This window comes from Bradyrhizobium sp. C-145, assembly GCF_023375135.1.
GTDB classification, from domain to species: domain Bacteria; phylum Pseudomonadota; class Alphaproteobacteria; order Rhizobiales; family Xanthobacteraceae; genus Bradyrhizobium; species Bradyrhizobium zhanjiangense.
Map to the genome: position 1 here is coordinate 4,481,481 of NZ_CP088150.1, position 26,394 is coordinate 4,507,874.

The following is a 26,394-nucleotide window of genomic DNA, read 5'->3' on the forward strand; positions in this document are numbered from 1 at the left end:
CCGTTGCCGGCGCGAGATCGACCGCATGGCAAGGGAGCAACCGACCATGGCCACACTCTACCAGGGCAATGTCCCCAGCATGGCCCGGACCGCGGAAGCGGCCGGACCGGTGATCCGAACCATCCAACTGTCCGACCTCCACGACGCGCTGAAGCGCGGCTGGGAGGACTTCAAGGCCGTTCCGAGCCACGCCATCATCCTCTGCGTGATCTATCCGGTGCTCGGCCTCGTGCTCGCCCGCGTGCTGATGGGCTATTCGGTGCTGCCGCTGCTGTTTCCGCTGGCCGCCGGCTTCGCGTTGATCGGGCCCTTCGCCGCGCTCGGTCTCTACGAGCTTTCCAGCCGGCGCGAACGCCATGAAGAGGCCACCGCCTGGGACGCCATGGAGGTGCTCCGCTCGCCCTCCTTCGGTGCGATGCTCGGCCTAGGCACGCTGCTGCTCGCTCTGTTCGTGACCTGGGTCGCGACCGCACAGGCGATCTATGTTGCGGCGTTCGGCTACGAGGGCGTGACCGGTATCTCAGATTTCATCACACGCGTGCTGACGACGCAGCAGGGCTGGTGGCTTATCGTGGTCGGCTGCGGCACCGGCTTCCTGTTCGCGCTCGCCGCGCTCTGCATCAGTGCCGTGTCGTTCCCCTTGATGCTGGACCGCCATGCCGGTGCGTTCGAGGCGATGGTCACCTCGCTGCGCGTCGTCGCAAAGAACCCGGCGCCGATGGCGGCCTGGGGCCTGATCGTGGCGGTGCTGCTGGCGCTCGGCACGATCCCGGCGTTCCTCGGCCTCGCCGTGGTGATCCCCCTGCTCGGCCATGCCACCTGGCACCTCTACCGCAAGGTGATCGTGTCCGATCCAGGTGCACGTCCAGTGCCGCCTCCGCCGCATCGTCCGCGCAAGCCGGCCGCCGACTTCCCCGCCAACCTCTTCCCCTGGAGGAACAACACGGACGCCTGACGATATCGTGACATGCGATCCTGCCCGGCTCGGGCAGGGTCGCGCTGTCACAGCCTTGCTTTGGCCGCGGTTACAACCGAGATTATGCTCGCCGGTCAGATCACTTCACGGAATCCATTTCATCTGATGACCACGACGATTTCTCGTCTCGCTCTTGCAGCCCTCGCCCTCTCCGCGTCCATCCTGTCAGTCCAGCCAGCGCTCGCCGCTGTTGCCTGCGGCTCGGGCAATTTCGACGCCTGGCTTGCGGATTTCAAAACCGACGCTGCGGCCAAGGGCATCTCGCAACAGGCCATTGCATCGGGGCTCGCCGGTGTGACGCTCGATCAGGGCGTGCTCAACCGCGACCGGTCGCAAAAGGTCTTCACCCAGACCTTCGAGGAGTTTTCCGGCCGCATGGTGCCGCCGCGCCTGCAGCGCGGCTCCAACATGATGAAGCAATATGGCTCGGTGCTGTCGCGCATCGAGCAGGCCTATGGCGTCCCCGGCGAGGTGCTGGTCGCGATCTGGGGGCTCGAGACCGATTTCGGCGTCAACACCGGCAAGTTCGCCACCATCCGTTCACTGGCGACACTGGCCTATGACTGTCGGCGCGCCGAGCAGTTTCGCGGCGAGCTGATGGACGCATTGCGCATCGTCCAGCGCGGCGATCTCGCACCCGCCGACATGAAGGGCGCCTGGGCCGGCGAGCTTGGCCAAACCCAGTTCATGCCGTCATCCTGGATGAAATACGCGGTCGATTTCGACGGCAACGGCAAGCGCGATCTCCTGCACAACGCGCCGGATGTGCTGGCCTCCACTGCCAATTATCTCGCCGGCTATGGCTGGCAGCGCGGCAAGGATTGGCAGCCGGGCGGTCCGAACTTCGCGGTGCTCCAGCAGTGGAACAAGAGCGAGGTCTATTCCAAGACCGTCGCCTATTTCGCCACCCAGCTCGCCCGCGCGCCCTAAGACCCCTCGTTTTGTCGTTCAGCCAATTTCCGAAGCGAATCGGCAGATCTTATTTATGAATTAATATTCATTTTTATGCCAAGCCGTGCATGCGATTCGTGCATATCTAACTCGGGCCCAGACGCTGGATGGACTCCTTGCAGGTACGAGGAACTCCATCATGTATTAAACTGCATGATCCGCAATAACCCCGTGAATTCACGGGAATTTATGGCACCAAATTGCTTGTCTTGCCCGCGGCTTGAGCGGGAATGCCGTCGGGTTAATCGCTCGTTACCAGTGCTATGCGTTCATCGCCTAGCTGCATCGCAACATCGGAACTTTCGCACTGCACCACTCTCACCTATATTCATTTCAACGATGAGGCCCGGGCAAGGGCTGAATCGAACTACAGGAGACTACCAATGCTGCTCTCGCTCATCCGCATGATCCAGGCTTTCCGGGATTATCAGCGCAATGTTGCCGAGCTGTCCCAGCTCAGCGATCGCGAACTGGCCGATATCGGCCTCGATCGCTCGGACATCCCGCGCGTTGCCGCCGGCCAGTATCAGGGCTGATATCGTTCAGCCCTTCACCGGACGAACCGATAGCGCCCGCCTCGTGCGGGCGTTGTCGTATCTGGTGGCAGAAAACTCGATCTCGGCGATTCCACTGGACGCTGAAAAGCGCTACCTGTCCGCCCCATGACAGGATCCCAATCCAACATCGTGCACGTGATCGGCGCCGGCCTTGCCGGTTCCGAAGCCGCTTGGCAGGTGGCCAAATCCGGCGTGGCCGTGGTGCTGCACGAAATGCGGCCGACCCGCATGACCGAGGCGCACCGCACCGACGGGCTCGCCGAGCTCGTCTGCTCCAACTCGTTTCGCTCGGACGACGCCGCCAACAACGCCGTCGGCCTGCTGCATGCGGAGATGCGCCGGCTCGACTCGCTAATCATGCGCGCCGCCGATGCCAACCAGGTACCCGCCGGCGGCGCCCTGGCCGTCGACCGCGACGGCTTCTCCGCGGCCGTCACCAAGGCGCTGAACGACCATCCCCTGATCGAGATCGCCCGCGGCGAGGTCGCCGGCCTGCCGCCGGCCGACTGGAGCAACGTCATCGTTGCGACCGGCCCCCTCACCTCTGCGCCACTGGCTGATGCCATCCGCGAGCTGACGGACGAGAATGCGCTCGCCTTCTTCGATGCGATCGCGCCGATCGTGCATCGCGAGTCTATCGACATGTCAGTGGCCTGGTTCCAGTCGCGCTACGACAAGGTCGGTCCTGGCGGCAACGGCGCCGACTACATCAACTGCCCGATGACGAAGGAGCAGTATGATGGGTTCGTCGCGGCACTGATCGCCGGCGAGAAGACCGAGTTCAAGGCGTGGGAGACCAACACGCCCTATTTCGACGGTTGCCTGCCGATCGAGGTCATGGCGGAACGCGGCCTCGAGACGCTGCGCCACGGTCCGATGAAGCCGGTCGGCCTCACCAATCCGAACGATCCGACCACAAAGCCTTACGCGATCGTGCAGCTGCGCCAGGACAACAAGCTCGGCACGCTCTACAACATCGTCGGCTTCCAGACGAAGCTGAAATACGGCGAGCAGCAGCGCATCTTCCGCACCATTCCGGGATTGGAGAAGGCCGAGTTCGCCCGCCTCGGCGGCCTGCATCGCAACACCTTCCTCAATTCGCCAAAACTGCTCGATGGCCAGTTGCGCCTGCGCGCGCAGCCGCGGCTGCGCTTTGCCGGCCAGATGACGGGCTGCGAAGGCTATGTGGAATCCGCCAGCGTCGGCCTGATCGCCGGCCTCTATGCGGCCGCCGATGCGCGCGGCGAGACGCTCGCGGGTCCGCCGGGCACGACGGCGCTGGGATCGCTGCTCGGCCACATCACCGGCGGCCATATCGAAACCATCGAGCCCGGCTCGCGCTCGTTCCAGCCGATGAACATCAATTTCGGCCTATTCCCGCCGCTCGCGACCGTGCCGACCAAGAAGCCCGACGGCACGCGGCTGCGCGGCAACGAGAAGACGGTGGCCAAGAAGCAGGCGACGAGCGCACGCGCGCTCGCCGATCTCGATCGCTGGATCGCCGATCACCTGCGCATTGCCGCCGCGGCGTGAGTTTTCGATGAGCCTCCCCCAAGACGACGCCGCGGCACTCTCGGCGCGCTGGACCGAGGGCGTGCTGCTCAAGCGCGACGTGTTCTCAACCGTCGAGCGCGGCCGCTTCCGCAGCGAGAACGGCGAGGTCGACGCGGTGCTGCGCCGGCTCGACGAGGTGCCGTGGTGGTCGTTCCTGCTGGCACGCCACCTGTTCGCCCGCGAGAAACGCGCGCTGGCGCTCGCCAAAGGCCTCAACGTCGGTCCGAAGCTGCTGTGGGCTGGACGCCGCGCGCTCGTGCGCGGCTTCGTTGATGGCGTCGCGCTGCATCTGGCCAAGCCGCACGGCGACCTCGCTTATTTCCGCTCGGCCAAGGCCGCGCTGCGGCGGCTTCGCCGCGCCGGCATCTGCCACAACGATCTCGCCAAGGAGCAGAACTGGCTGGTCGGCCGCGACGGCCGCGCCTACGTTACCGACTTCCAGCTCGCCGCCTGCTTTGCGCGGCGCGGCCGGCTCTACCGCATCCTCGCCTATGAAGACCTCCGGCATCTGCTCAAGCACAAGCGCTCCTATGCGCCGGACGCACTGACGCCGCGCGAGCGGAAAATCCTCGCGAAAAAATCGTTTGCCGCGAGCCTGTGGCTTGTCACCGGCAAGAAGGTCTATCGCGCCATCACCCGCGGCCTGTTCAACTTCACTGACCGCGAGGGTGGCGGCCGCCGGCTCGTCAACGACGCGCCGGTGCTGGCGGCACTGATCCGCAAGAACCCGGCCGTGCGCGACACCGCCATCGTCGCCTTTGCCGACCGCCGCTCCGGCGTCGGTCTCTATGCCTTCGTCGAAGCGGACCGGGCCGTGCTCGAAGGCGAGCTGCGCAACGAGCTTGCGGCCGCCAAGGGTCCGAAGCCGCCGGAGCACATCCAGGTCGTCCACGCCCTGCCCCGCGACACTAGCGGCAAACCGCGCACCGAGATCCTGCAACTGGTCGCCATGAACCAGCTCGACCTGATCGAGCCGATGATGAAGAACGATCAGGATCGCGCCTTCCTCAAGGACATCCTCGAGCAGCGCAAGAACCTGCGCGATCGCTTCAATTTCGAGGCGGATCTGCCAACGAGCTAGGGCCTGACGCGCCTTGAAGCGTCCACATTGGCGATAGAGAAGCGTCGGATCATTCGGGCTTGGCGGGTTATGGGCATTCGGGGGACGATGATGCATCGTGTGGTTGGCGGCCTGATCGCCGGCTTGCTTTTGGCCATCACACCCGCAATGGCCGAGTCCCCCGCCGAGCTGATCTCGAGCTTCCGCCTCAAGCACGGCGAAGTCCGTGTCGTCCGCGATTCAACCCTTGACCGCATCGCCATGGACCAGGCCCGCGCGATGGCGGCCAAGGACGATCTCAGCCACGACGCACTCGGCCCGTTCACCCGCCGTGTGGCGCCAGCCGGCGCGGGCCGTGCCGCCGAGAACATCGCCTACGGCTACGACAATTTCGAGAAGACCCTGGGACAGTGGATCGACTCCTCCGGACACCGCAAGAACCTGTTGCTGCACAACGCCTCCCGCGTCGGCATCGCGAGCGCCAAGAATGCCAGCGGCAAGCGCACCTATTGGGCGATGGTGATCGCCGGCGACTATGAGCCGAAGGGCAAGAGAAAGATGGACAAGGAGCCGCTGGTTGCCGTGAAGCGCGAGGCCGTGCCCACGAGCAAGCCCAAATCCAGCGGCTGCCACATCAAGCTGCTCAGCCTCTGCATCTGAGGCCTGACAATTTCAGCCGCGCCGCGCCGCCTCGATTGCGGCCACGTCGATCTTGGTCATGCCCATCATCGCGTCGAAGGCGCGCTTGGCTTCAGGGCCGCCGGCCGCCAGCGCCTCGATCAATACGCGCGGCGTAATCTGCCAGGAAACGCCCCATCTGTCCTTGCACCAACCGCAGGCGCTTTCCTGCCCGCCATTGCCGACGATGGCGTTCCAATAACGGTCTGTCTCCCCCTGATCGTCGGTAGCGATCTGAAACGAGAAGGCCTCGTTGTGTTTGAACATGGGCCCGCCGTTAAGTCCGAGACAAGCAACGCCAGCCACGGTGAATTCGACCGTCAGCACATCGCCGGCCTTGCCGGACGGGTAATCGCTGGGCGCGCGGTGAACGGCACTTACGAAGCTATCGGGGAACGTCTCGGCGTAGAAGCGGGCCGCCGCCTCGGCGTCCTTGTCGTACCAGAGGCAAATCGTGTTCTTCGCCATCGCGGGTCCTTTCAAAATCACCACCAAATCACGCTCTCTATCATCATAGCATCCGGATCGGCATGCTCCAGCCGCGGCATCCATTGTCCGATCTTGCTCGCGTGCGTCAGTGTGTCAAACTCAGGGAACCCTAACGCAGAGGCTCACACTTGATCGACATCGACCGGATACGCACCGACACACCTGCCGCCTCCCGGCTTGCGTATCTCCACAATGCGGGTGCTGCCCTCATGCCAACGCCCGTTGCCACAGCGATGAAGCGACACATCGACTTCGAAAGCGAGATCGGAGGTTATGCCGCCGCTGATCGCGAGTCCGTCCGGCTCGACACGGTCTACGGTTCGGTGGCGCGGCTACTGAATGCCGCGCCCGACGAGATTGCCCTCATGGAGAACGCGACGGTTGCCTGGCAGATGGCGTTTTATTCGCTTCCGTTTGCCCAGGGCGATCGCATCCTGACCGCCGAGGCAGAGTACGCCGCCAACTATGTCGCGTTTCTTCAGGTGGCCAAGCGTACAGGCGCGATCATCGACGTCGTGCCGAGCGACTCGACGGGCGAACTCGATGTCGCTGCGCTCGAACGCATGATCGATGACCGCGTGAAGCTCATCGCCATCACCTGGGTTCCGACCAATGGCGGGCTGGTCAATCCCGCGGCGGCGATCGGCAGGATCGCGCGAGCGCACGGCATTCCCTATTTGCTCGATGCCTGCCAGGCGGTCGGCCAGATGGTGGTCGATGTCGAAACCATCGGCTGTGACATGCTGTCCGCCACGGGGCGCAAATTCCTGCGCGGGCCGCGCGGTACCGGCTTTCTCTACGTCCGCCGAGCGATGCTGCAGCGGCTCGAGCCGCCGATGATCGACCATTTCGCCGCGCCCTGGGTCTCGCGCGATGAGTATCAGCTCCGCGATGATGCGCGCCGTTTCGAGACTTGGGAGAACAACTACGCCGCCCGGCTTGGATTGGGGGCTGCCGTCGATTATGCCCTCGCGATCGGCCTTGGTCCTATTGAGCAGCGCTGCCGCTTGCTTGCGGACCGCCTTCGCAGCGGCCTCGCCTCCATTCGCGGAATCCAAATACGCGACCTCGGCCGCGCGCCGGGCGCGATTGTCAGCTTCACGGTGGACGGATATGACGCGAACGCCATTGTCAGCAGTGCCGCTGCGGCGGGCATCACCATCGGCGCTTCGGATCCGTCGAGCACCCGCATCGATGCAGAACTTCGCGCGCTACCGCCAGTCGTGCGCGCCTCGCCGCACTACTACAATACGGAAGCCGAGATCGATCGGCTGATCGGTCACCTCGCGGGTTTAACACCGCGATAGGACGCGCTCACGTGCAGCGCGCCGTCAACCCGGATGCACTGAGCCTTGCCATCACCTCGTCGAGATGGGCGCTGTCGCGGGTCTCGATGACCAGTTGCAGCAGCGTCGCCTTGGCCGGCAGGTCGGAGAAGGTCCGCTGGTGCGAGACCTCGATGATGTTGGCGCCGGCTTCGGCCAAAAGCGCCGCGACCGCGGCCAATTGCCCGGGGCGGTCAGGAATATCGAGCGAGAGTTGGGTCAGTCGCCCCTCGCGTGCCAGCTCGCGGGTCAGGACCGAGGCGATCAGTCTCGTATCGATGTTGCCGCCGCTCAGCACCAGGCCCACTTTCTGGCCGGCGAAGCGAGATGGATCGGACATCAGCGCGGCAAGGCCGGCGGCACCGGCGCCCTCGACCACCGTCTTCTCGATCGAGATCAGGGTCGCAACCGCACGCTCGAGCTCGGCTTCGTTCACGAGCGCGATGTCATCGACGAGGCGGCGGACGATTTCGGTGGTGATCTTGCCGGGCGATTTGACCGCGATGCCTTCGGCGAGCGTGTCACCGCGCGCCGGCAGATTCCCGTCATGGATGGCATTGTACATCGAGGGATAGAGCCAGGCCTCGACGCCGAGCATCCGTAGCGACGGTTTGATCGACTTGGCGGCAATGGCGATGCCGCTGATCAGCCCGCCGCCGCCGATCGGGACGACCAACGTATCGAGCTCCGGCACCGCCTTCAGCATCTCCAGTCCGACGGTACCCTGCCCGGCGATCACCAGCGGATCGTCATAGGGATGGACGAAGATCATGCCGCGAGCCTCACCGTGGCTCTGCGCGAACGCGGCCGCCTCCTCCAGCGTCGCGCCCGTAACCACCACCTCCGCGCCGTGATGCCTGGTGTTCTCGATCTTCACCATGGGCGTGCCGACCGGCATGACGATGGTGGCGGGAATGTTGAGCCTTCTCGCGTGATAGGCGACGCCCTGTGCGTGGTTACCCGCCGACATCGCGATGACGCCGCGCGCACGCTCCTCCGGCGTCAGCGCGGTCAGCCTATTGAGGGCGCCGCGCTCCTTGAACGAGGAGGTGAACTGGAGGTTCTCGAATTTCAGCCAGATGTCGCAACCGCAGATGCTGCTCAGCGTCCGGCTGTAGCTACAAGGCGTTTCGACGACGGCACCCCGGATGGTCTCGGCGGCCGCATGGATGTCGCTTGGTGCGACCGGGAAGTCGCCGAGATCGGAGGTCGCGCTTTGGGACAAGTCGGCCATAGGCCAGCATAGAGCATTTGGCCGCCTCAGGCGATAAGCCGACCCCTATTTGGTAAATTCTCTGGAGCGTGAAGCCCGCCACAGCATCCACAGCGTGCGCAGCCGCGAGGCCGGCTGCGGCGCGAACGGATTGCGGCCAGGTTTCGACAGGCGCTTCAGATCGGCCCGGGTCTGGCTCAGCAGCAGAAACGCAGGCCGCACGGATGGCGGTACCTGCGGAAGCAGCGAGGAGGCCGTGGTCAGATGCTGCCGCGCTTCGCCCGCGAGCTGGTCCAGTACGGCGCGCAGGCTCGGCGTCTCCTTGCCGGCGAACACATCCTCCGTATTGCAGTTGTGGCTCGCCAGCACTTGCTGCGGCAGGAACAATTGCCGGTGCGCCGCATCACGCGGCAGGTTGGCAATGACCTGGACGATTCCCTGGGCAAGCCCAGCATGACGGGCGAGATGCTCGGCCGCCTCCGACGGCGGCGCCATGATCCGGGCTGCAAGGGCAAACAACGCCGATGAGGTGGCCGCCAGATAGCCTTCCAGTGCCGCCATGGTCGGCATCGGATCGTTGTAGAGATCGAACTGGTGCTCGTCGGCGAGCAGCGGCAGCGGCTCGACCGGCAGGTCGTAATCGCGGATCGCGCGGAGCAGCTCCGCCGCCACCGGATTGCCCTCGGCGCTGCCATGGACATGGCCTGACAGCATGTCGGTCCACCATTGCAGGCGAATCTCGCCGGGCAAGGGCTGGCTCACCTGGTCGCGGATGCGCACGATCTCTGCATTGAAGGCATAGAGCGCCAGCAGCGCGCGGCGCTCTGCGGCGGGTACGAACAGCGTCGTGACGTAACGCGGAAAGTCGTGGCTGCGCACGAGATCGGCGCAGAAGGTAGCCGAATCGGGTGGCGGCGCGGTGCTGCTCATGGCACCGCGATCAGCGCGGCCGCGACGCGGCGTCGCTCGCCGATCATGATGTTGTAGGTGCGCACGGCGGGGCCGGTCTGCATCGTGTCCAGCACTACTCTCACCGCCTTCAAGGCCTGGCGCAGTTCCGGCGGCGGAAGCCAAATCCCGGTTCCAGTGCCGACCAGAAGCGTGTCGATGCTGTTGGCGGCCGTGAACACGCGATCGAGCGAGTAGCGGTCGATCTTGGTGGGGTCCGTCACGTCCCAGGCCCAGATCGCGTCGGGCAGGCACAGCAACGATCCTCGATGCGACATGCCAGCGAAGGCGAAGCCGCCCTTGCCATAGGCTTCGATCGGCGCCGAGCGCGGGAAATGGGGTGCGTTGGGGTCGCCAGCCATGAGCCAGGTCCGAATGAGCTTACTACCCCCGCAAACGCATGCGGGGGTATGCGGTTCGGATCATGCCTTGTTTTTCTTCGCCGGCGTAGCCGTATCCGGCGCATCTTCGCGATGCTCGCCGACGCCGAGATAGATCAGGATCGGCGCCGCGATGAAGATCGAGGTGTAGGTGCCGACCAGCACCACGCCGAACATCATCACTGCGGTGAAGCTGTGGATGGCGTGTCCGCCGAACAGCAGCAGCGCGAGCAGTGCCAGCGTCACCGTGACGTGGGTGATGATGGAGCGCGACAGCGTCGAGTTGATGGACTCGTTGAGCAGCTGCGGCATCGGCATCTTCTTGTAGCGCCGCAGCATTTCGCGGATACGGTCGTAAATGACGACGGTGTCGTTGAGCGAATAGCCGAGAATGGTCAGCAGCGCGGCGATGCTGGTCAGGTCGAAATCGACCTGGCTGATCGACATGAAGCCGATCGTGAGCACGATGTCGTGCACGTTGGCGATCATGGCGCCGAGCGCGAACTGCCATTCGAAGCGGAACCAGAGATAGATCAGGATCGCCACGATCGCGAGCATCAGGCCGAGCATGCCGTAGGCCAAGAGCTCACCGGAGACGCGCGGGCCGACCACCTCGACACGGCGATATTCGACGGAATCGCCAAGCGCTGCGCGGACCTTCTGCACGGCCTCCTGCTGCGCGGCGTCGCCGCCGGGCTGCTCCGCAACGCGGATCAGGACGTCAGCGGGACCACCGAACTGCTGGAGCTGGACTTCGCCGAGTCGCAGGGAATCCAGCGTCGTGCGCATCGCCGCGATGTCGGCGGTGCCGGACTTGGCCTGCACCTCGAGCAAGGTGCCGCCGCGGAAGTCGATGCCGAAATTCAGCCCGTGGGTGAAGAACAGCGTGATCGCGACGATCGACAGCGCCGCCGAGATCGGGAAGCTGATGCGGCGAAAGCGCGTGAAGTCGAAATGCGTATTGTCCGGGACGATACGCAGCGACGGCAAGAGGCCGAGGGCCGCGACCACGGTGAGAATGGCGATGAGGACGCCGAGCCCGATGAGAACGGTGTGAGTCACGATCAGGCTCCTAGATCGGCACGCTCTGCGGCCGCTTCCACCGCACCCACCCGGCGACGATCAGCCGCGTCAGGGTGAAGGCGGTGAACACCGTGGTGATGATGCCGATGCCGAGCGTCACGGCAAAGCCGCGCACCGGGCCGGTGCCGATGTAGAACAGCACAGCGGCAGCAATGAAGGTGGTGATGTTGGAATCGAGGATCGTCGCCAGCGCCCGCTTGAAGCCGGCGTCGATCGCCGAGATCGCGTTGCGGCCGCCGCGCAGCTCCTCGCGGATGCGCTCGTAGATCAGCACGTTGGAATCGACCGCGATGCCAACGGTGAGCACGATGCCGGCGATGCCGGGCAGCGTCAGCGTGGCGTTGAGCAGCGACAACAGGCCGAAGATCATCGCGACGTTGATCGCCACCGCGACGTTCGCGAACACGCCGAACAGCCGGTAGGTCGCGAGCATGAACACGATGACGAGGATCGAGCCGACATAGGCCGCAAGCTCGCCCTTCTCGATCGAATCCTGGCCGAGACCCGGACCGACGGTGCGTTCCTCGACCACCGTGAGCGGCGCCGGCAGCGCGCCGGCGCGCAGGAGGATCGCGAGATCGTTGGCCGATTGCACGGTGAAATTCCCAGAGATCTGGCCTTGGCCGCCGGTGATCGGCTCGCGGATGACGGGCGCCGAGATCACCTTGTTGTCGAGCACGATCGCGAACGGCAGTCCCACATTCTCTTGCGTCGCCTGCGAGAATTTGCGCGCGCCCGACGTATTGAACTTGAAGCTGACGACCGGCTCACCCGTGCGCTGGTCGAAGCTCGCCTGGGCATCGGTCAGATCGCCGCCGGCAACCAGCACCTGCTTCTTGACCACGTAAGGTGTCGGCGGCGGCGAGGCGCTCATCAAGAGTTCGGATTCCGGCGGCAACCTGCCCTGCTGAGCCTGATCCGGCGGCACGGAGGTATCGACCATGCGGAATTCCATCTTCGCGGTCTTGCCCAGGAGTTCCTTCAGGCGCGTCGGGTCCTGGAGGCCGGGGACCTGCACCAGGATGCGGTCGTTGCCCTGGCGCTGAATCACGGGCTCGACGGTGCCGAGCTCGTTGACGCGGCGTTCGACGATCTGGATCGACTGCTCGATGGTCTTGCGCATGCGGTCGAGCATCGCGGCCTGCGGGATGCTCAGGCGGATCACACCGCCACCGGCATCGGTGACTTCAAGGTCGCGCTGACCGCCAGATCCCATGAGGCCGCCCAGCGGCTGCGACAGCTCGCGCAGCTTGGCGAGTGCGGCCTGCGCATCGGATTCCTTGCTGATGCGAACTTCGACCGCGTCGTTGCGCACGGTAACGCCACCGGTGAAACCGATCTTGGCATCGCGCAGCGTCCGGCGAACGTCGTCGCGGATCTGGTCGAGCCTCTCCTTCCTGACATAGGCGGAATCGACCTCAAGCAGCAGGTAGGATCCGCCCTGCAGGTCGAGGCCGAGCACGAGCCGGCGCTGCGCCCAGGCCGGCCAGGTCTTGACCTGCGCCTCGGGGAAGAAGTTGGGGACCGCGCAGAGGCACACGATCAGCGCCGTCAGGATAATCCCCAGCGCCCTCCACCGCGTGAAATACAACATCGACTAGACCTGTCAGATCAGGAGACTTGCAGGAGACTTATAGTGACTCGCGGGGAAGCACTCACTTCGCCGCGGTGTCGTCCTTGGCGCTTTCCTTGGATTCTTTGGCCGGTTCGCCCTTGGCGCGCACGCCTGAGATCATCTGGCGCATCTGCCGCACGCGCACACCGTCGGATATCTCGAACTCGATCTGGTCGTCGTCGACGACCTTGGTGACCTTGCCGACGAGGCCGCCCGAAGTCACCACCGTGTCGCCGCGGCGGATGTTCTTCACGAGGTCGGCATGATCGCGGACCTTCTTCTGCTGCGGACGCAGAATCAGGAAGTACATGATCACAAAGATCAGGGCGAACGGCAGCAGCGACATCAACATGCTGTTGGTGTCGCCGGCGCCCGCGGCCTGGGCATACGCAGGGGTAATCAGCATTCGGACGATCCTCGTGACAACGGGGGAAAGCCGGTCAGGCCCTCAAAGGCGACCGGTTCGGTCAAATTCGCGCGGACTATAGCGGCCATTGCCCCAATTGCAACGCTGCCAGACCGCCCTTTTGGCCCACCTTGCGGCGCGTCCTCAGGCCCGATAAGGCTGCGTTCTCAGGAACTTCGGACATGCCCAAAAAACCCAGCAAAAGCCCGGCCGGCAAAGGCCCCAATACCCCTGCCAAGAAGCCCGCCGGCGTCGCGGCAAAACGTCCCAAGGGCGCCGCTAAGGCAGCCCCGGTCGATCCCTCCCAAGAGCGCATCGTCCGCGCGCTGGAGACCATTGCAGCGCACCTCTCGGCCCAGGGCAACCCGACCCTCGAACCCGAGTCGTTCGAACGGGCGGACGCGTTCGTCTGGCACCCGGACGGCCGCCTTGCGGCAGTGCCGCGGGTCAGCCGCGTCGAGCTATTCCTACTGAAGGGCGTCGACCGGATGCGCGACATCCTGATGGAGAACACCGAGCGCTTCGCCAATGGCCTGCCGGCCAACAACGCCCTGCTCTGGGGCGCGCGTGGCATGGGCAAGTCATCGCTGGTGAAGGCGGCGCATGCCAGCCTCAACGCGAAGCGCAACCCGACCGACAAGCTGAAGCTGATCGAGATCCATCGCGAGGACATCGAAAGCCTGCCCGCGCTGATGGAGTGTTTGCGCGCCTCCTCCTTCCGCTTCATCGTGTTCTGCGACGATCTCTCCTTCGACGGCAATGATGCGTCCTACAAGTCGCTCAAGGCCGTGCTCGAAGGCGGCATCGAAGGCCGGCCCGAGAACGTCATCCTCTACGCCACCTCCAACCGCCGCCATCTGCTCGCGCGCGAGATGATCGAGAACGAGCGTTCGACCGCGATCAATCCCGGCGAAGCGGTCGAGGAGAAGGTCTCACTGTCGGATCGCTTCGGCCTCTGGCTCGGCTTCCACCGCTGCAGCCAGGATGAGTATCTCGCCATGGTGCGCGGCTATTGCAGCCATTTCGGCATCAAGATCGACGACGAGGCGCTGGAGCGCGAGGCGCTGGAATGGTCGACCACGCGCGGCTCCCGCTCAGGCCGCGTCGCCTGGCAGTTCGTGCAGGAGCTGGCGGGACGGCTGGGTGTGAAGCTGACGATGATGTAGCGGGCAGTTTCGCCTCACCTACACCTGTCATTCCCCGCGCAGGCGGGGAATCCAGTACGCCGCGGCCTATCGGCTGAACAATTGCTGTCTCTGGAATACTGGATCGTCCGCCTTCGCGGACGATGACAGTGAGCGCGCGGTGTGAACCCGGCTGAAGCGTCCGCCTCACGCTCCGTTCAGGAATTGAAGCGGGTCAACCGGGCTCGATCCCTTACGGATCTCGAAGTGGAGCTGCGGCGACGCCACTTCCCCGGATTGACCCGACTTGGCAATGACCTGACCGCGCTTGATAGTATCGCCGCGCTTCACCAACAGCTCACTCGCATGGGCATATGCGGTGACGTAGCCGTTGGAGTGCCGAACCAGGACCAGATTGCCGTAACCTTTCAGCTCGTTGCCGGAATAGGCGACGACGCCGTCTTCAGCCGCCTTGACCGGCGTCCCCTCGGGCACCGCGAGATTGATGCCGTCATTGGACTTGCCGTTGGTCTTGGCGCCGTAGCTCGTGACCACCTTGCCGCGCACCGGCCAGCGGAAGGTCGGCAGCGCGCCAGTGGCCTCCGCGGCCTTCGCCGGCGTCTCGGCGGGCTTCTCTTCGACATTGGCCGTGGCTTGGGCCAGACGCGCGCTCTGCACCGGCGCGGCAGCAGCGGCCATCTTGGTAGCAGGCGCCGGAGCGGCCGCCACGGGCTGGAGCGTTCCCACAACCGGAGCAGCCGCGACCGGAGCCGGAGCAACCGGCACCGCGACGGCGGCGGTCTTGGCACCGGGCACGGTCAGCTTAGTGCCGAGCTTGAGCTTGGCTGAGGGGGCGAGGCCATTGGCACGGGCCAGCTCGGCCGCCGAGATGTGGTTCTTGCGCGCGATGCTGGCGAGCGTGTCGCCACGGTTGACGAAGTGCGTGCTCGGCGGCGCAGCGACGGCTGCAACCGGCTTCGCCGCAGGCACAGCCGCGACGGGAGCCATCGCCGGCGCGGGCGCAGCGGCCGTGGCAGGATGCGGGATGATGAGCTGCTGGCCGGGCGAGAGCGTGCGCGGGCCCTTGTAGCCGTTGGCGGCTAGGATCGCCTGCGGCGTGACATGATAGCGCTTGGCGAGCACGTCGAGCGTGTCGCTGGTGCCGACGATGATCTTGGTGCCGCCGGCTGGCTGGGCTGCAGCAACCGAGCGCGGCGGTACGGTCGCCGTGGTCTCGAGGTGCGGCTGCGCCGGGGGCGCGTAGGAGCCGACGCCGCGCCCACCACCGGACACTCCGCCGCCAGAGGCAACGGGATAGGATTGCGGGGTGGACACCGCGGGCGGAGGCAGGGGCTGGGACTGATAGGAACCAGGCTGCGTCTGCGGCCGCGCATATTGCGGCAGCTCACGCTGCGGCGGTGGCGCCTGCTGCACCGAACCGGTGGATTCCGAGGCGAAGGGATTGGAGAAATTCGACTGGGACAGTCGCGACGACATGTCGGCGCTGCACCCCGCAAAACTGAAGGAGATCAGCGCCAGCACCGCGACTTGCGGCACGCGGCGCGAGTAAAGCAACTCGGCGACAGCGGACATGGTTACTCACTCGTACGCAACAGAACTGGTGTTTTAAGTAAACACGCGCCGAGTAAATAACGGCTTAACCCTCCCAATAAGATGTTGGCGGCACAGCCGATCCGGAATTCTACAGCTCCCGCGCCACCCCAGGCAGCGCCGGCACGAAGCGGACGTCGACGAGTTCCTTGCGCTCGATTCCCGCCTCGGTGCGGTTGAGGCGGGTGAGCGTCTGCACGCCCTGATGCGGGCCGACCGGTGCGATCAGGATGCCCCCTATCTCGAGCCGTTCGATCAGGTTCTCTGGAATCTGCTCCATCGCGGCAGTAACGATGATGCGGTCGAACGGGCCGATATTGGCCGGCAGATTGAGGCCATCGCCCAGCATCACCTCGACATTGTGGCAGCCGAGCTCTTCGAGCCTGGCGCGTGCGGTGTCCGCGAGCTTGCGGTAGCGCTCGACCGTGAGCACCTGCCCTGCGAGCCGCGACAGCACGGCGGCCTGATAACCGGAGCCGGTGCCGATCTCGAGCACGCGGTGCCGCTTCTGGAGCTGGAGCTGCTCGGTCATGTAGGCGACGACGAAGGGCTGGCTGATGGTCTGCCCGCAGGCGATCGGCAGCGCACTGTCGCGATAGGCGCCGTCGCGGTTGGCGTCGTCGACGAACAGCTCGCGCGGCACCTCCTCCATCGTCCGCAGCACGGCCTGATCGCTAATGCCCCGGCGCCTCAGCGTGAGCTGAAACATCATCTTTTCGGGCGGGGATTGATGGGAGGTCATTGCTGCCAATGCTGTGTTGTCAGGCCCGTTAAGTCGCCAACCCGGGCGCGAGAATCTTGTTCCTTGGTCGGGAACCCATGATACCATTCGGCTGGATATTTGAGCACAGATTGGCGTGCAACGGGCCAGTCGTGATCGCCATTTTCAGGCAGCCGTTCGTCAAAACGCGCATTGCGTCGATTCATGTTATCTGCGAACGTTTTTGGGAATGGGCAAGGACTCGACCATGACCGCGACGGGGCTTTCCGGCCGCTCTGTATTCCTCGTCGAAGACGAGGTGATGATCAGAATGATGGTTGCGGACATGCTCGAAGAGCTCGGCTACAAGGTCGCTGCCGAGGCCGGCGACATCACCGAGGCCATGCGGCTCGCCCAGGCGACCGAGTTCGACATCGCCATTCTCGACGTCAACGTCAACGGCAAGGTCATCTCGCCGGTGGCCGATGTCATCAGGGCGAAAGGCTGCCCCTTCATCTTCGCCACCGGCTACGGCTCCTCCGGCCTGCCCGAACAGTACCGCGATCGGCCGGCGCTCCAGAAGCCGTTCCAGCTCGACGCACTCGGCAAGACCATCGAAGCCGCGCTTCGCAGCGGCTAGAGCGTTTTCGAGCGAAGTGGATACCGGTTCGCGTGAAGAAAACGCGTCAAAACAAGGCTTCGGTTCTGATTCAATCAGAACCGATAATGCTCTAGGCGCTACTTCAGCGTCGCGCTCAATTCTTCTGAAAACGCTTCATTGGTGCGGTCGAGCCTGAGCGGCGTCACCGAGACATAGCGCTCGCGAAGCGCCGCGAGATCGGTGCCGTCGGTGGGCGTGTCCATCATCGCCGTGCGCTCGAACCCGATCCAGAAATAGGGATTGCCGCGGCCGTCCCTGCGCTCGTCGATCCTGAGGAAGCCGAGATTGCGCTTGCCTTGGCGCGTGACGCGGATGCCGAGCACATCCTCCGGCGCACACGACGGGAAGTTGATGTTGATCACCGTGTCTTTCGGGACGCCGGCGGCGATCACCTTGCGCAGGATGTCAGGCCCAAACTTGCGCGCGGTGTCCCACGGCGGCCGCTCGCGGGTCTCGACGCTGAACTCCTGCGACAGCGCGAACGACGGCAGCCCCAGGATGGTGCCTTCCAGCGCGCCAGCGATGGTGCCGGAATAGACCACGTCCTCGGCGACGTTGCGCCCCTTGTTGACGCCGGACAGCACGACATCAGGCAGCTTGGGCCCGAGGATGTGGCGCGCGCCCATGATGACGCAGTCGGTCGGCGTGCCGCGCACGGCGAAGTGCCGCGGGCCGACCTCGCGCAGGCGCAACGGATCGTTCAGCGACAGCGAATGCGACACGCCGGACTGGTCGAGCTCCGGCGCCACCACCCAGACGTCGTCGGACAAGGCGCGCGCGATCTCCTCCACGACCTTGAGGCCGGGGGCGTGGATGCCGTCGTCATTGGTGCAGAGAATACGCATGCGAAAGGTCGATTCCAGAAAGCGGGTCTGAGCCGTCTTATCCGGCTCTGCCCAATCAGGCAAACCGGCCGATTGGGTCGCGGCGGCCAGGTTCCCGGCCTGGATCCTACTACCGGCGGATGCGCCATTGCGGCAGGAAGCGCGCCAGCCGACCCTCGGCATGCAGTTGCATCGCCGGCACGACCGGACTCTCGACGGGATTTTCGATCACGCCGAGGGCCTCCAGCTGCGCGACGAACGGGTCGGACACCGGCGCCTGCGGGAAGCGTTCGCGCGCGACCGTCAGCGCCTTGTCGAAATCCGCTGCATTGACTCCGGGCTTTGCCCGCCGGCTCCGCACGAGATCATCGTCCCAGAGCCGCGCAATCTCGATGTCGAGCACGCCGCGCAGGCGCTGATCGACGGCCTGGATGCCGGCACCCGTCACCGCCCATTGTCGGCCGACCCAGAAGATGTCGCGGTGCAAGGCCATGAATGGTAGGTTCGCGTTGAGGGGCCGGCAGGATAGCCTGCCGCCCGATCTTCGCAACCCTACTCGCGCGCGATCACCTTCAGCCCGCCCATATAGGGCTGGAGCACGCTGGGGACCGCGATCGAGCCGTCCTCCTGCTGGTAGGTCTCCATCACCGCGATGAGCGCGCGGCCGACCGCGGTGCCGGAGCCGTTCAGCGTGTGCACGAAGCGCGGCTTGCCGTCCGGCCCGCGCGAGCGCGCATCCATGCGCCGCGCCTGAAAGTCGCCGCAGACCGAGCAGCTCGAGATCTCGCGGAACATGCCGCCGTCACCCTGTCCGGGCATCCACACCTCGATGTCGTAGGTTTTTTGCGACGAGAAACCCATATCCCCTGCGCAGAGCGTCATCACGCGGTAGTGCAGGTCGAGCTTCTGAAGCACCTGCTCGGCGCAGGACAGCATCCGCTCCAGCTCGTCCTTGCTCGCTTCTGGCGTCGTGATCGAGACCAGCTCGACCTTGGTGAACTGGTGCTGACGGATCATGCCGCGGGTGTCGCGGCCCGCGGCGCCGGCCTCGGCGCGGAAGCACGGCGTCAGCGCGGTAAGGCGCATCGGCAATTGCTTCTCGTCGAGAATGGATTCGCGTGCGAGGTTGGTGAGCGACACTTCTGCGGTCGGGATCAGACCGAGGCGCTCGGTCTTCAGCCGCTCATGGTCGGGCGCAGCCAGCAGCTCGCCCTTGATCGCCCAGAACTGGTCGTCCTCGAATTTCGGCAACTGCCCCGTACCGAACATCACCTCGTTGCGTACGAGCAGCGGCGGATTGATTTCGGTGTAGCCGTGCTCGGTGGTGTGCAGGTCGAGCATGAACTGACCGATGGCGCGCTCGAGCCGCGCCAGCCCCTTCTTCAGCACGACAAAGCGAGCACCGGAGAGCTTTGCCGCCGCCTCGAAATCCATGTAGCCGAGCGCGGTGCCGAGATCGTCATGCAACTTCGGCGCAAAGCTGTAGTTGCGCTTGTTGCCGAACACGTGGTGCTGCACATTACCGTGCTCGTCGACGCCGTCGGGCACTTCGTCGAACGGAATGTTTGGGATCGCGGACAGCTCTTTCGTCAACTCCTCGTCGGCGGCCTTCGCGGCAGCTTCGAGCTGCGGCATCGTGGTCTTCAATTCGGCGACCTCGGCCATCAGCTTGGCGGCGCGTGCCTCGTCCTTGGCCTTCTTGGCATCGCCGATTTCTTTCGATGCCGCATTGCGCCGCGCCTGCGCCTGCTCGGAGGCCAGAATCGCCGCACGCCGCTTCTCGTCGATCGCGAGCAGCGAGGCCGACATCGGCTTCAGGCCGCGCCGCGCGAGGCCGGCGTCGAAGGCTTGCGGATTGTCGCGGATCGATTTGATGTCGTGCATGGCTGTGGTCCTGGAGCAGCGCGTAAACATGCAACATCGAACGTTGCCCGTTTACATTAGCGCGTCTCCTAGCACGGCTGTCATCATCCGCGAAGGCGGATGATCCAGTATTCCAGAGACGTCCCTGATAGGCCCCAGCGTACTGGATTCCCCGCCTTCGCGGGGAATGACACTGAGGATTTGGCCCGCCCTCTACTCCGCAGGCTTGGCCGGCGTCGACACGTCGGTACCGGTGGCCTGCGAGGCCGCCGCCTTCTTCTCCACCATCGCCACCGCGATGATCGAACCCTCGTAGAGCGCCAGCAAGGGAATCGCCAGGGAGCACTGGCTAAGCACGTCAGGTGGCGTCAGCACGGCCGCGATGACGAAGGCGATGACGATGAAATAGCGGCGCTTCTCGCGCAGCATCTTCGATGTGATGATGCCGATCCGCCCGAGCAGCGTCAGGATCACCGGAAGCTGGAAGGCGATGCCGAAGGCGAAGATCAGCGACATCATCAGCGACAGATATTCGCCGACCTTGGGCAATAGCTGGATCTGCGCGGTCTCGTCGCTGCCAGCCTGCTGCATGCCGAGCGAGAAGCGGACCAGCATCGGCAGCACGACGAAATAAACCAGCGCCGCGCCCAGCACGAAGAAGAACGGGGTCGCGACCAGGTACGGCAGGAAGGCCTGCTTCTCGTGCTTGTAGAGACCGGGCGCCACGAACTTGTAGATTTGCGTCGCGACGATCGGGAACGAGATGAAGCCGGCGCCGAACAGCGCGAGCTTCAGCTGGGTGATGAAATATTCCAGCAGCGCCGTGTAGATGAACTTGGAATTCTCAGGACCCGCGACCCACACGAACGGCCAGACCAGCACGTTGTAGATCTGCTTGGCGAAAAAGAAGCAGAAGATGAAGGCGACGCCAAAGCCGAGCAGCGCCTTGATCAGCCGCGACCGCAGCTCGATCAAATGGTCCATCAAGGGGGCTTTGCTGGCCTCGATATCGGCGTCGGTCATGACGCTTTGACGTCCTTGATCGCTTCGGATGGCGCGGTGTCTTGCGTGACGTGGGCCTGCTCGACCTCACGTGTGATCGCGAGCGGCTCGTTCGCTGCCGCATGCGCCTCGGCTTCCATGAAGGTCGCGGGGGTCGGCGCTTCCGGCGTCGTTGGCGTTACCGGCGCTTCATTTGAAGTCGCCGGTGCTTCGCTTGAAGTCGCCGGCGGTTCGACGGCGCTGATGGCTGGCGTCTCGGCCGGCTTGTCGAGCGCATCGACGCGGAGCGCGTCGCTCACGTCCTTCTGAAGCGAGGTCAGCGGATTGAAGCCGGTCGCGGCTTCCTTGACCTCGTCAAAGCTCTTCTTGAGGTCGGCCATCTCGGCCTCGCGCATCGCTTCCTGGAACTGGCCCTGGAATTCGGCGGCCATCTTGCGGGCCTTGCCCATCCACTGCCCGACCATGCGCAGCACGCCCGGCAGCTCCTTCGGGCCGATGGCGATGAGGGCCACGACCCCGATGAGGACCAGTTCACTCCAGCCGATGTCGAACATGAGGTCTTCCGTTCACGCCAGCCGCAACCGGCCCAATCCCTCGCGCACAGGATCGGGGCTACCCGCGTCTCGCATGCTCTCTGGCTCAGACGGCCTTGCTGCCGACGTCGGACCGTGCCGCGGTCGGCGCGGCGTTGTTGTGCTCGATGGACTTGTTCGGCTCGGGCTTTTCAGCGGGCTTGTCGTCGTCCTGCATGCCCTTCTTGAACGCCTTGATGCCCTGCGCCACGTCGCCCATCAGATCCGAAATCTTGCCGCGGCCGAACAGCAGCAGGACCACTGCGATCACCAAGATCCAGTGCCAAATGCTGAGTGAACCCATCCTGCAACCCTCCAAACGCGCATGGCCGGGGACCCGGCCGATCTTTACCGAAACCTAGGCTTGGCGGGTCTCAAAAACAAGGACCAAGGCAGCGCCAATTCGCTGTTGGCACTACGCAATCTTGCTAGTGTTAACTGGTCGCAGGGGCCCGTGAACGGACCGGCGTCACTCTTCAGTGCCGCCTTCGCTGCCACCCTCATTGCCGCCTTCCGGCGCCTCGGGCTCGACTGCGGGCGCCAGCGACAGATCGAGGTCTTCGCCCGGTTCCAACGGATCCTCGTCTTCACGCAGCGCCGGGTCATCTGACGGCGTCGGCACGGTGAATCCGGTCGGCAGGCGCGAATCCAACAGGCCCGTGCCCTTCAGCTCTTCGAGGCCCGGCAGGTCGCCGAGCTGTTCCAGGGTGAACTGCGACAGGAAGTCCTCGGTGGTTCCGAAGGTCAATGGGCGCCCGGGCGTCTTGCGGCGTCCGCGCGGCTTGATCCAGCCGGTCTCCAGCAGCACGTCCAGTGTGCCCTTCGAGGTGACGACGCCGCGGATCTCCTCGATCTCGGCGCGCGTCACCGGCTGGTGATAGGCGATGATCGCCAGCACCTCGATCGCGGCACGCGACAGGCGGCGGGTCTCGGTACTCTCCCGCGTCATCAGCCAGGCGAGATCGCCGGCGGTGCGGAAGGTCCATTTGTTGGCGACGCGCACGAGGTTCACGCCGCGCGAGGCATAATCGGCCTGCAGCTGCTCGAGCGCCGCCTTGACGTCGACGCCATCCGGCATCCGCTTGGCCAGCGTCGCGGTATCCAGCGGTTCACTCGAAGCGAACAGCAGCGCTTCCAGCAGCCGCAATTCCTCGGGACGTGCCTGGGATTCGTTGTCCATCGGCTCGGCCTCTTCTACCCGCACTTCAGCCAGGCTTGCCATGGCAGATTCTCCTTCTTGCACTTAACCGACCGGCGCATCGGGCGCAGGAGCTGCGTCCGGAACCGGTTTAGGACGCCCCTTCCGGAAATAGATGGGCGCAAACGCCTCTTTCTGGTTCAGCTCGAGCTGGCCTTCGCGCACCAGTTCGAGCGCGGCGGCAAAGCTAGAGGCGAACACCGTCGCGCGCTGCGTCGGATCGGCGACGTGCCGGATCAGGAAGTCGTCGAGAACGCCCCAGTCGTCCTGTTCACTGATGCTGCCGACCAGCCGCTCCAGCGTGGCGCGCGCCTCGGCGAGCGACCACACCGTGCGCTTGGCCAGATGCACGCTCGCCAGCACGCGCGACTGGCGCTGAGCAGCATAGGCGGTGAGCAGGTCGTACAGCGTCGCCGTGTATTTCGGATGCTTGATCTCGGCGATCTGCTCGGGCTCGCCGCGCGGGAAGATGTCGCGCTGCAATTGCGGCCTGTTCATCAGCCGATTGGCGGCTTCACGAATGGCCTCCAGCCGGCGCAGCCGGTTGGCGAGCGCAGTCGCCATCTGCTCGGCGCTCGGGCCTTCCGCACTCGGCGGCTCCGGCAGCAGCAGGCGCGACTTCAGGAAGGCGAGCCAGGCCGCCATCACGAGATAATCAGCAGCGAGCTCCAGCCGGATCTTCCGCGCAGCTTCGATGAAGTGGAGATACTGGTCCGCCAGCGCCAGGATCGAAATCTTGGCAAGGTCGACCTTCTGCTGCCGTGCCAGCGCGAGCAACAGGTCGAGCGGGCCCTCATAGCCCTCGACGTCCACGACCAACGCCGGCTCGCCCTCGGCGAGCTCTGCGGGCCGCCCGGTTTCGAACGATAGGATTTCTGCGGTCATGCCGATGCCGTGTTTGCCCGTGCGATCAATGCGTCTAGTTCCGCGCGTGTGGCCGCCCGGTCGAACGGCTGCGGCGGCTTGCGTGCGGCGAGCGCGGCTTTCGCCCGCTCCAGTGCCCTGCCAGACAGTTCGGGTGTCTGAGCGGCGACGTCGCGCATCTCCTCGATGTTGCCGTTGCAATGCAGGGCCACGTCGCAACCGGCCGCAAAGATAGCGCGGGTCCGCTCGGCGATATTCCCCGACAGCGCCTTCATCGACACGTCATCACTCATTAACAAACCCTGGAACCCGATTGCGCCGCGAATCACGTCAGCAATCATTGTCGCAGATGTCGTCGCCGGATGGGCGGGGTCGACCGCGCTAAACACAACATGTGCAGTCATGGCCATCGGCAGGTTCGAAAGCGGCTTGAACGCGGCGAAATCGGTCCGCTCCAGCTCGTCCCGGGGCGTATCGACCGTCGGCAGCTTGAAATGGGTGTCGGCGGTGGCCCGGCCATGACCAGGAATGTGCTTGAGGACCGGCAACACGCCGCCCTGCTCCAGGCCTTCGGTGATCGCACAGGCAATCGCCGCGACCTTGCCCGGCTCCGTGCCGTAGGCCCGGTTGCCGATGACGGCATCGGCACCCGGCACCGGCACGTCAGCGAGCGGCAGGCAATCCACGGTAATGCCGAGATCGGCGAGATCGGCCGCGATCAGGCGGGCACTCAGGCGCGCCGCAGTGAGCCCGAGCACCGAATCAGTGTCGTACAAAGTCGCGAATACGGCCCCCGGCGGATAGACCGGCCAGTGCGGCGGCCCCAGCCGCTGCACCCGCCCACCCTCTTGATCAATCAGGACCGGTGCCTCGGCAGCATTCGCAACCGTCCGCAATTCCGCAACCAATGCAGCAACTTGCGCCGGTGTCGCGACATTGCGCTTGAACAGGATGAAGCCCCATGGGCGTTCGGCACGGATAAACTCCCGCTCGGCGGCGGTCAGTTCCGTTCCGGATACGCCGGTAATGAAGGCCCGCGTGCTCATAACGGCCGATTAACCCTGCCCCGCGAGGGGGTCAAGGAAACGGCCGTTAATTCCTCTGGACGAAGCAGGCAGACAGACCTGCGGACTTGAGGCTGTTGCATGCCTGCGTCGCCTCCTCTGCCGAACCATAGGGACCGGCGAAGGCGCGGTAGACGATGCCCTTGCCCTTGTCGGTGAGGTCGACGCGCTTGATCACCGGCGAGCGCGATCCGAGCACGCTGCCATACTTGCTCTGAAGCACCCGATAGGATGCGGCGGCGCTGTCCTCGCTCTGCTGCGAGGAGACCTGCACGATGTAGCCGCCGCTGCTGGTGGGGGCGAGTTGCGTCGGATTGGTCGCAGCCATCCGCTGCGGAGGCTCGGCCGTCGGTCCCGATTGCGGCGCGAGCGACATAGGCTGGTTGGCGCTGGCATTGGCCGAGGTCGGCGGATTGCGCGACGCGATTGGTGCAGGCGGCGCGACAACAGGCTTTGGCGCAGCTGCCGGCTTCGCAGCGGCGGATTGCGGTGTGGCGCTATCGGTCTGATCGCCCTTCACGGCCACCGTCCTGATCGAACGCGGCGAATTGTTCGGCAGTGTGCCGTTGCTCGGAGTCGGCCCTGCGCTCGGCGGCGGCACCATCGACGGCGACACACTCGCCACCGACGGCGGGTTCGCATTCTGGTTCAGCGGTGGGAACACCACGCGGGGTCCACCCGCCCTGGCGTTGACGTCGACAGGCGCCTCCTCGCGCGGCACGATCTTCTCGGTGCCGTCACCGCTCACCATGCGATCCGGTACCTTAGCCGAGGAGTCCGTCGGCGCCGGCACGATCTTGGTCGGCGAGTTGTCGGCCTTGATGATCGGCGGCTCGCCGCTGCGGGGCGAGCCCACATAGGTCTTGTAGGCAAAGGCAGCGCCAGTCCCGACCACGGCAAGCGCCAGGATCGCCGCGACCGTCATCATGCCGCCGCGCCGCTTCTTCGGCTCGTCAAGTTCGGCCTCGGGATAGTCGTTCTGGTACGCGTAGGGATCGTCGGGATAGGCCGGATCGCGCTGATAGTCCTGCTCGCCTGCCTCGAGCCGGCCATAGAGCGCATCATCGTAGCGCGACGGATCGGGCTGCGCGTACGGCTCCTGATAGGCCTGCTCCTGATAAGCCTGTCCGTGCTGCTGATAGGCCTGATCCTGATACGCTTGAGCTTGATAAGCGTGATCCTGATGCGTCTGCGGCTGATGAAAATCCGGCTCTGGGGCAGGCGCAGTCGGCTGGGCCGAATAGCGATGCAACGGATGAACCGGGTTTACGGAGACGGGATAGTCAGGCTCTGGCGCGGGCGCCGGCTGCGGCTGCACGTTGGCGCGCCGCATCCATGAGGGCGGCCCAGGCGGCGGCGGAGGCTGCTCGGCATAATCCTGCTGATCATCGTCCTGGCGATAGTCATCTTCCCGATAGCTCTGGGCAGGCGCCGCTTTCGGGCGCACAGTCGGCCGCGACTGCGCTGCGAACGGATCGGTCTGTCCGATCAGACGGGCGAGCTCGGCCAAGGGATCATTTTCCGCCTTCCCATGCTGATCGCTACCGCGACCATAGTCATCGGAGGGAAACGGTCTGTCCTGATATCGTTCGGCCATCGTGATGATGCGTCCCTTCGGGAAAGCCGCGCGCCCCTCGACCAAGGCACGGCTTTCGACCCACAAGGCTTTCAACCAA

Annotated in this window: 29 protein-coding genes; 9 read left to right on the forward strand and 20 right to left on the reverse strand. The window is 64.9% G+C overall.

Going from position 1 to position 26,394, the window contains the following annotated elements; all coding sequences use genetic code 11:
* Nucleotides 1–46 precede the first annotated feature (46 nt).
* The 6 genes from LRP30_RS20880 (at nucleotide 47) to LRP30_RS20905 (ending at nucleotide 5,758) form a co-directional block, all read left to right on the forward strand.
* Nucleotides 47–955, forward strand: a complete 909-nt coding sequence (locus tag LRP30_RS20880) for a DUF2189 domain-containing protein (protein ID WP_249761533.1) — start codon at nucleotides 47–49, stop codon at nucleotides 953–955.
* A 126-nt stretch (nucleotides 956–1,081) separates the two neighbouring features.
* Nucleotides 1,082–1,906, forward strand: coding sequence for a lytic murein transglycosylase (locus LRP30_RS20885; protein WP_091885472.1), 825 nt, complete (start codon nucleotides 1,082–1,084; stop codon nucleotides 1,904–1,906).
* A gap of 404 nt (nucleotides 1,907–2,310) precedes the next feature.
* Nucleotides 2,311–2,463: a DUF1127 domain-containing protein gene (locus LRP30_RS20890; RefSeq protein WP_007590701.1), complete on the forward strand. Its 153-nt coding sequence runs from the start codon at nucleotides 2,311–2,313 to the stop codon at nucleotides 2,461–2,463.
* Nucleotides 2,464–2,589: 126 nt separating this feature from the next.
* The gene (gene trmFO, locus LRP30_RS20895; RefSeq protein ID WP_249761534.1) at nucleotides 2,590–4,017 is read left to right on the forward strand and encodes a methylenetetrahydrofolate--tRNA-(uracil(54)-C(5))-methyltransferase (FADH(2)-oxidizing) TrmFO; all 1,428 of its coding nucleotides are present in this window, start codon (nucleotides 2,590–2,592) and stop codon (nucleotides 4,015–4,017) included.
* A 7-nt stretch (nucleotides 4,018–4,024) separates the two neighbouring features.
* Nucleotides 4,025–5,119, forward strand: a complete 1,095-nt coding sequence (locus tag LRP30_RS20900) for a serine/threonine protein kinase (RefSeq protein ID WP_164934910.1) — start codon at nucleotides 4,025–4,027, stop codon at nucleotides 5,117–5,119.
* Between the two features lie 90 nt (nucleotides 5,120–5,209).
* Entirely contained in the window at nucleotides 5,210–5,758 is a 549-nt protein-coding gene (locus tag LRP30_RS20905; RefSeq protein ID WP_249761803.1) for a CAP domain-containing protein, read from the forward strand.
* 12 nt (nucleotides 5,759–5,770) lie between these two features.
* Here the strand turns inward: LRP30_RS20905 and LRP30_RS20910 are convergent, their stop codons facing one another.
* Complete coding sequence (locus LRP30_RS20910) at nucleotides 5,771–6,244, reverse strand: VOC family protein (protein WP_249761535.1); 474 nt, start codon at nucleotides 6,242–6,244, stop codon at nucleotides 5,771–5,773.
* 149 nt (nucleotides 6,245–6,393) lie between these two features.
* On the opposite strand from LRP30_RS20910, the gene LRP30_RS20915 reads away from it, so the two are divergent.
* Complete coding sequence (locus LRP30_RS20915) at nucleotides 6,394–7,572, forward strand: aminotransferase class V-fold PLP-dependent enzyme (protein WP_249761536.1); 1,179 nt, start codon at nucleotides 6,394–6,396, stop codon at nucleotides 7,570–7,572.
* Between the two features lie 7 nt (nucleotides 7,573–7,579).
* On the opposite strand, the gene LRP30_RS20920 is transcribed toward LRP30_RS20915, so the two are convergent.
* From LRP30_RS20920 to yajC, 6 genes are all read right to left on the reverse strand, one after another.
* Entirely contained in the window at nucleotides 7,580–8,824 is a 1,245-nt protein-coding gene (locus LRP30_RS20920) for a threonine ammonia-lyase (protein WP_249761537.1), read from the reverse strand.
* 45 nt (nucleotides 8,825–8,869) lie between these two features.
* Complete coding sequence (locus tag LRP30_RS20925) at nucleotides 8,870–9,733, reverse strand: phytoene/squalene synthase family protein (protein ID WP_249761538.1); 864 nt, start codon at nucleotides 9,731–9,733, stop codon at nucleotides 8,870–8,872.
* Nucleotides 9,730–10,113: an Mth938-like domain-containing protein gene (locus LRP30_RS20930; protein ID WP_128945858.1), complete on the reverse strand. Its 384-nt coding sequence runs from the start codon at nucleotides 10,111–10,113 to the stop codon at nucleotides 9,730–9,732. The genes LRP30_RS20925 and LRP30_RS20930 overlap by 4 nt, the downstream gene beginning before the upstream one ends.
* Nucleotides 10,114–10,173: 60 nt before the next feature.
* Nucleotides 10,174–11,193, reverse strand: a complete 1,020-nt coding sequence (gene secF, locus LRP30_RS20935) for a protein translocase subunit SecF (RefSeq protein WP_128933614.1) — start codon at nucleotides 11,191–11,193, stop codon at nucleotides 10,174–10,176.
* Nucleotides 11,194–11,203: 10 nt separating this feature from the next.
* Nucleotides 11,204–12,808 (reverse strand): protein translocase subunit SecD, encoded by a 1,605-nt coding sequence (gene secD / locus LRP30_RS20940; protein ID WP_091885500.1) that lies wholly within the window; start codon nucleotides 12,806–12,808, stop codon nucleotides 11,204–11,206.
* Nucleotides 12,809–12,869: 61 nt separating this feature from the next.
* Complete coding sequence (gene yajC, locus LRP30_RS20945) at nucleotides 12,870–13,235, reverse strand: preprotein translocase subunit YajC (RefSeq protein ID WP_128933613.1); 366 nt, start codon at nucleotides 13,233–13,235, stop codon at nucleotides 12,870–12,872.
* 182 nt (nucleotides 13,236–13,417) lie between these two features.
* Between yajC and LRP30_RS20950 the strand changes: the two genes are divergently transcribed.
* A complete protein-coding gene (locus tag LRP30_RS20950; protein WP_249761539.1) occupies nucleotides 13,418–14,401 on the forward strand; it encodes an ATP-binding protein in 984 nt (327 codons plus the stop codon).
* 165 nt (nucleotides 14,402–14,566) lie between these two features.
* Here the strand turns inward: LRP30_RS20950 and LRP30_RS20955 are convergent, their stop codons facing one another.
* From LRP30_RS20955 to LRP30_RS20965, 3 genes are all read right to left on the reverse strand, one after another.
* Entirely contained in the window at nucleotides 14,567–15,952 is a 1,386-nt protein-coding gene (locus LRP30_RS20955; protein WP_128945860.1) for a LysM peptidoglycan-binding domain-containing M23 family metallopeptidase, read from the reverse strand.
* Nucleotides 15,953–16,061: 109 nt separating this feature from the next.
* Nucleotides 16,062–16,712: a protein-L-isoaspartate(D-aspartate) O-methyltransferase gene (locus LRP30_RS20960; RefSeq protein ID WP_249761540.1), complete on the reverse strand. Its 651-nt coding sequence runs from the start codon at nucleotides 16,710–16,712 to the stop codon at nucleotides 16,062–16,064.
* Complete coding sequence (locus tag LRP30_RS20965; RefSeq protein ID WP_128933609.1) at nucleotides 16,709–16,897, reverse strand: hypothetical protein; 189 nt, start codon at nucleotides 16,895–16,897, stop codon at nucleotides 16,709–16,711. Before LRP30_RS20965 ends, LRP30_RS20960 begins: the two co-directional genes overlap by 4 nt.
* 41 nt (nucleotides 16,898–16,938) lie before the next feature.
* Between LRP30_RS20965 and LRP30_RS20970 the strand changes: the two genes are divergently transcribed.
* Complete coding sequence (locus tag LRP30_RS20970; protein ID WP_091886060.1) at nucleotides 16,939–17,310, forward strand: response regulator; 372 nt, start codon at nucleotides 16,939–16,941, stop codon at nucleotides 17,308–17,310.
* A gap of 98 nt (nucleotides 17,311–17,408) precedes the next feature.
* Here LRP30_RS20970 and surE read toward each other — a convergent pair whose 3' ends face one another.
* The 10 genes from surE to LRP30_RS21020 all read right to left on the reverse strand — a co-directional run bounded on the left by surE (nucleotide 17,409) and on the right by LRP30_RS21020 (nucleotide 26,315).
* Complete coding sequence (surE, locus tag LRP30_RS20975; RefSeq protein ID WP_128933608.1) at nucleotides 17,409–18,176, reverse strand: 5'/3'-nucleotidase SurE; 768 nt, start codon at nucleotides 18,174–18,176, stop codon at nucleotides 17,409–17,411.
* Between the two features lie 109 nt (nucleotides 18,177–18,285).
* Nucleotides 18,286–18,648: a hypothetical protein gene (locus tag LRP30_RS20980; protein ID WP_091885518.1), complete on the reverse strand. Its 363-nt coding sequence runs from the start codon at nucleotides 18,646–18,648 to the stop codon at nucleotides 18,286–18,288.
* Nucleotides 18,649–18,707: 59 nt separating this feature from the next.
* A complete protein-coding gene (serS, locus tag LRP30_RS20985; RefSeq protein WP_249761541.1) occupies nucleotides 18,708–20,039 on the reverse strand; it encodes a serine--tRNA ligase in 1,332 nt (443 codons plus the stop codon).
* A gap of 192 nt (nucleotides 20,040–20,231) precedes the next feature.
* Nucleotides 20,232–21,041: a twin-arginine translocase subunit TatC gene (tatC, locus tag LRP30_RS20990; protein ID WP_091885532.1), complete on the reverse strand. Its 810-nt coding sequence runs from the start codon at nucleotides 21,039–21,041 to the stop codon at nucleotides 20,232–20,234.
* Nucleotides 21,038–21,574 carry a Sec-independent protein translocase protein TatB gene (gene tatB, locus LRP30_RS20995; RefSeq protein ID WP_249761542.1) on the reverse strand — a complete coding sequence of 179 codons (537 nt, stop codon included), beginning with the start codon at nucleotides 21,572–21,574 and terminating at the stop codon, nucleotides 21,038–21,040. The genes tatC and tatB overlap by 4 nt, the downstream gene beginning before the upstream one ends.
* A gap of 85 nt (nucleotides 21,575–21,659) precedes the next feature.
* Complete coding sequence (locus tag LRP30_RS21000) at nucleotides 21,660–21,896, reverse strand: twin-arginine translocase TatA/TatE family subunit (protein ID WP_091885538.1); 237 nt, start codon at nucleotides 21,894–21,896, stop codon at nucleotides 21,660–21,662.
* Nucleotides 21,897–22,061: 165 nt separating this feature from the next.
* Nucleotides 22,062–22,814, reverse strand: a complete 753-nt coding sequence (gene scpB / locus LRP30_RS21005; protein ID WP_249761543.1) for an SMC-Scp complex subunit ScpB — start codon at nucleotides 22,812–22,814, stop codon at nucleotides 22,062–22,064.
* A 21-nt stretch (nucleotides 22,815–22,835) separates the two neighbouring features.
* Entirely contained in the window at nucleotides 22,836–23,675 is an 840-nt protein-coding gene (locus LRP30_RS21010) for a ScpA family protein (RefSeq protein ID WP_128933604.1), read from the reverse strand.
* Nucleotides 23,672–24,700 (reverse strand): beta-N-acetylhexosaminidase, encoded by a 1,029-nt coding sequence (gene nagZ, locus LRP30_RS21015; RefSeq protein WP_249761544.1) that lies wholly within the window; start codon nucleotides 24,698–24,700, stop codon nucleotides 23,672–23,674. The genes LRP30_RS21010 and nagZ overlap by 4 nt, the downstream gene beginning before the upstream one ends.
* A 46-nt stretch (nucleotides 24,701–24,746) precedes the next feature.
* Nucleotides 24,747–26,315, reverse strand: a complete 1,569-nt coding sequence (locus tag LRP30_RS21020; protein WP_249761545.1) for an SPOR domain-containing protein — start codon at nucleotides 26,313–26,315, stop codon at nucleotides 24,747–24,749.
* Nucleotides 26,316–26,394: the final 79 nt, after the last annotated feature.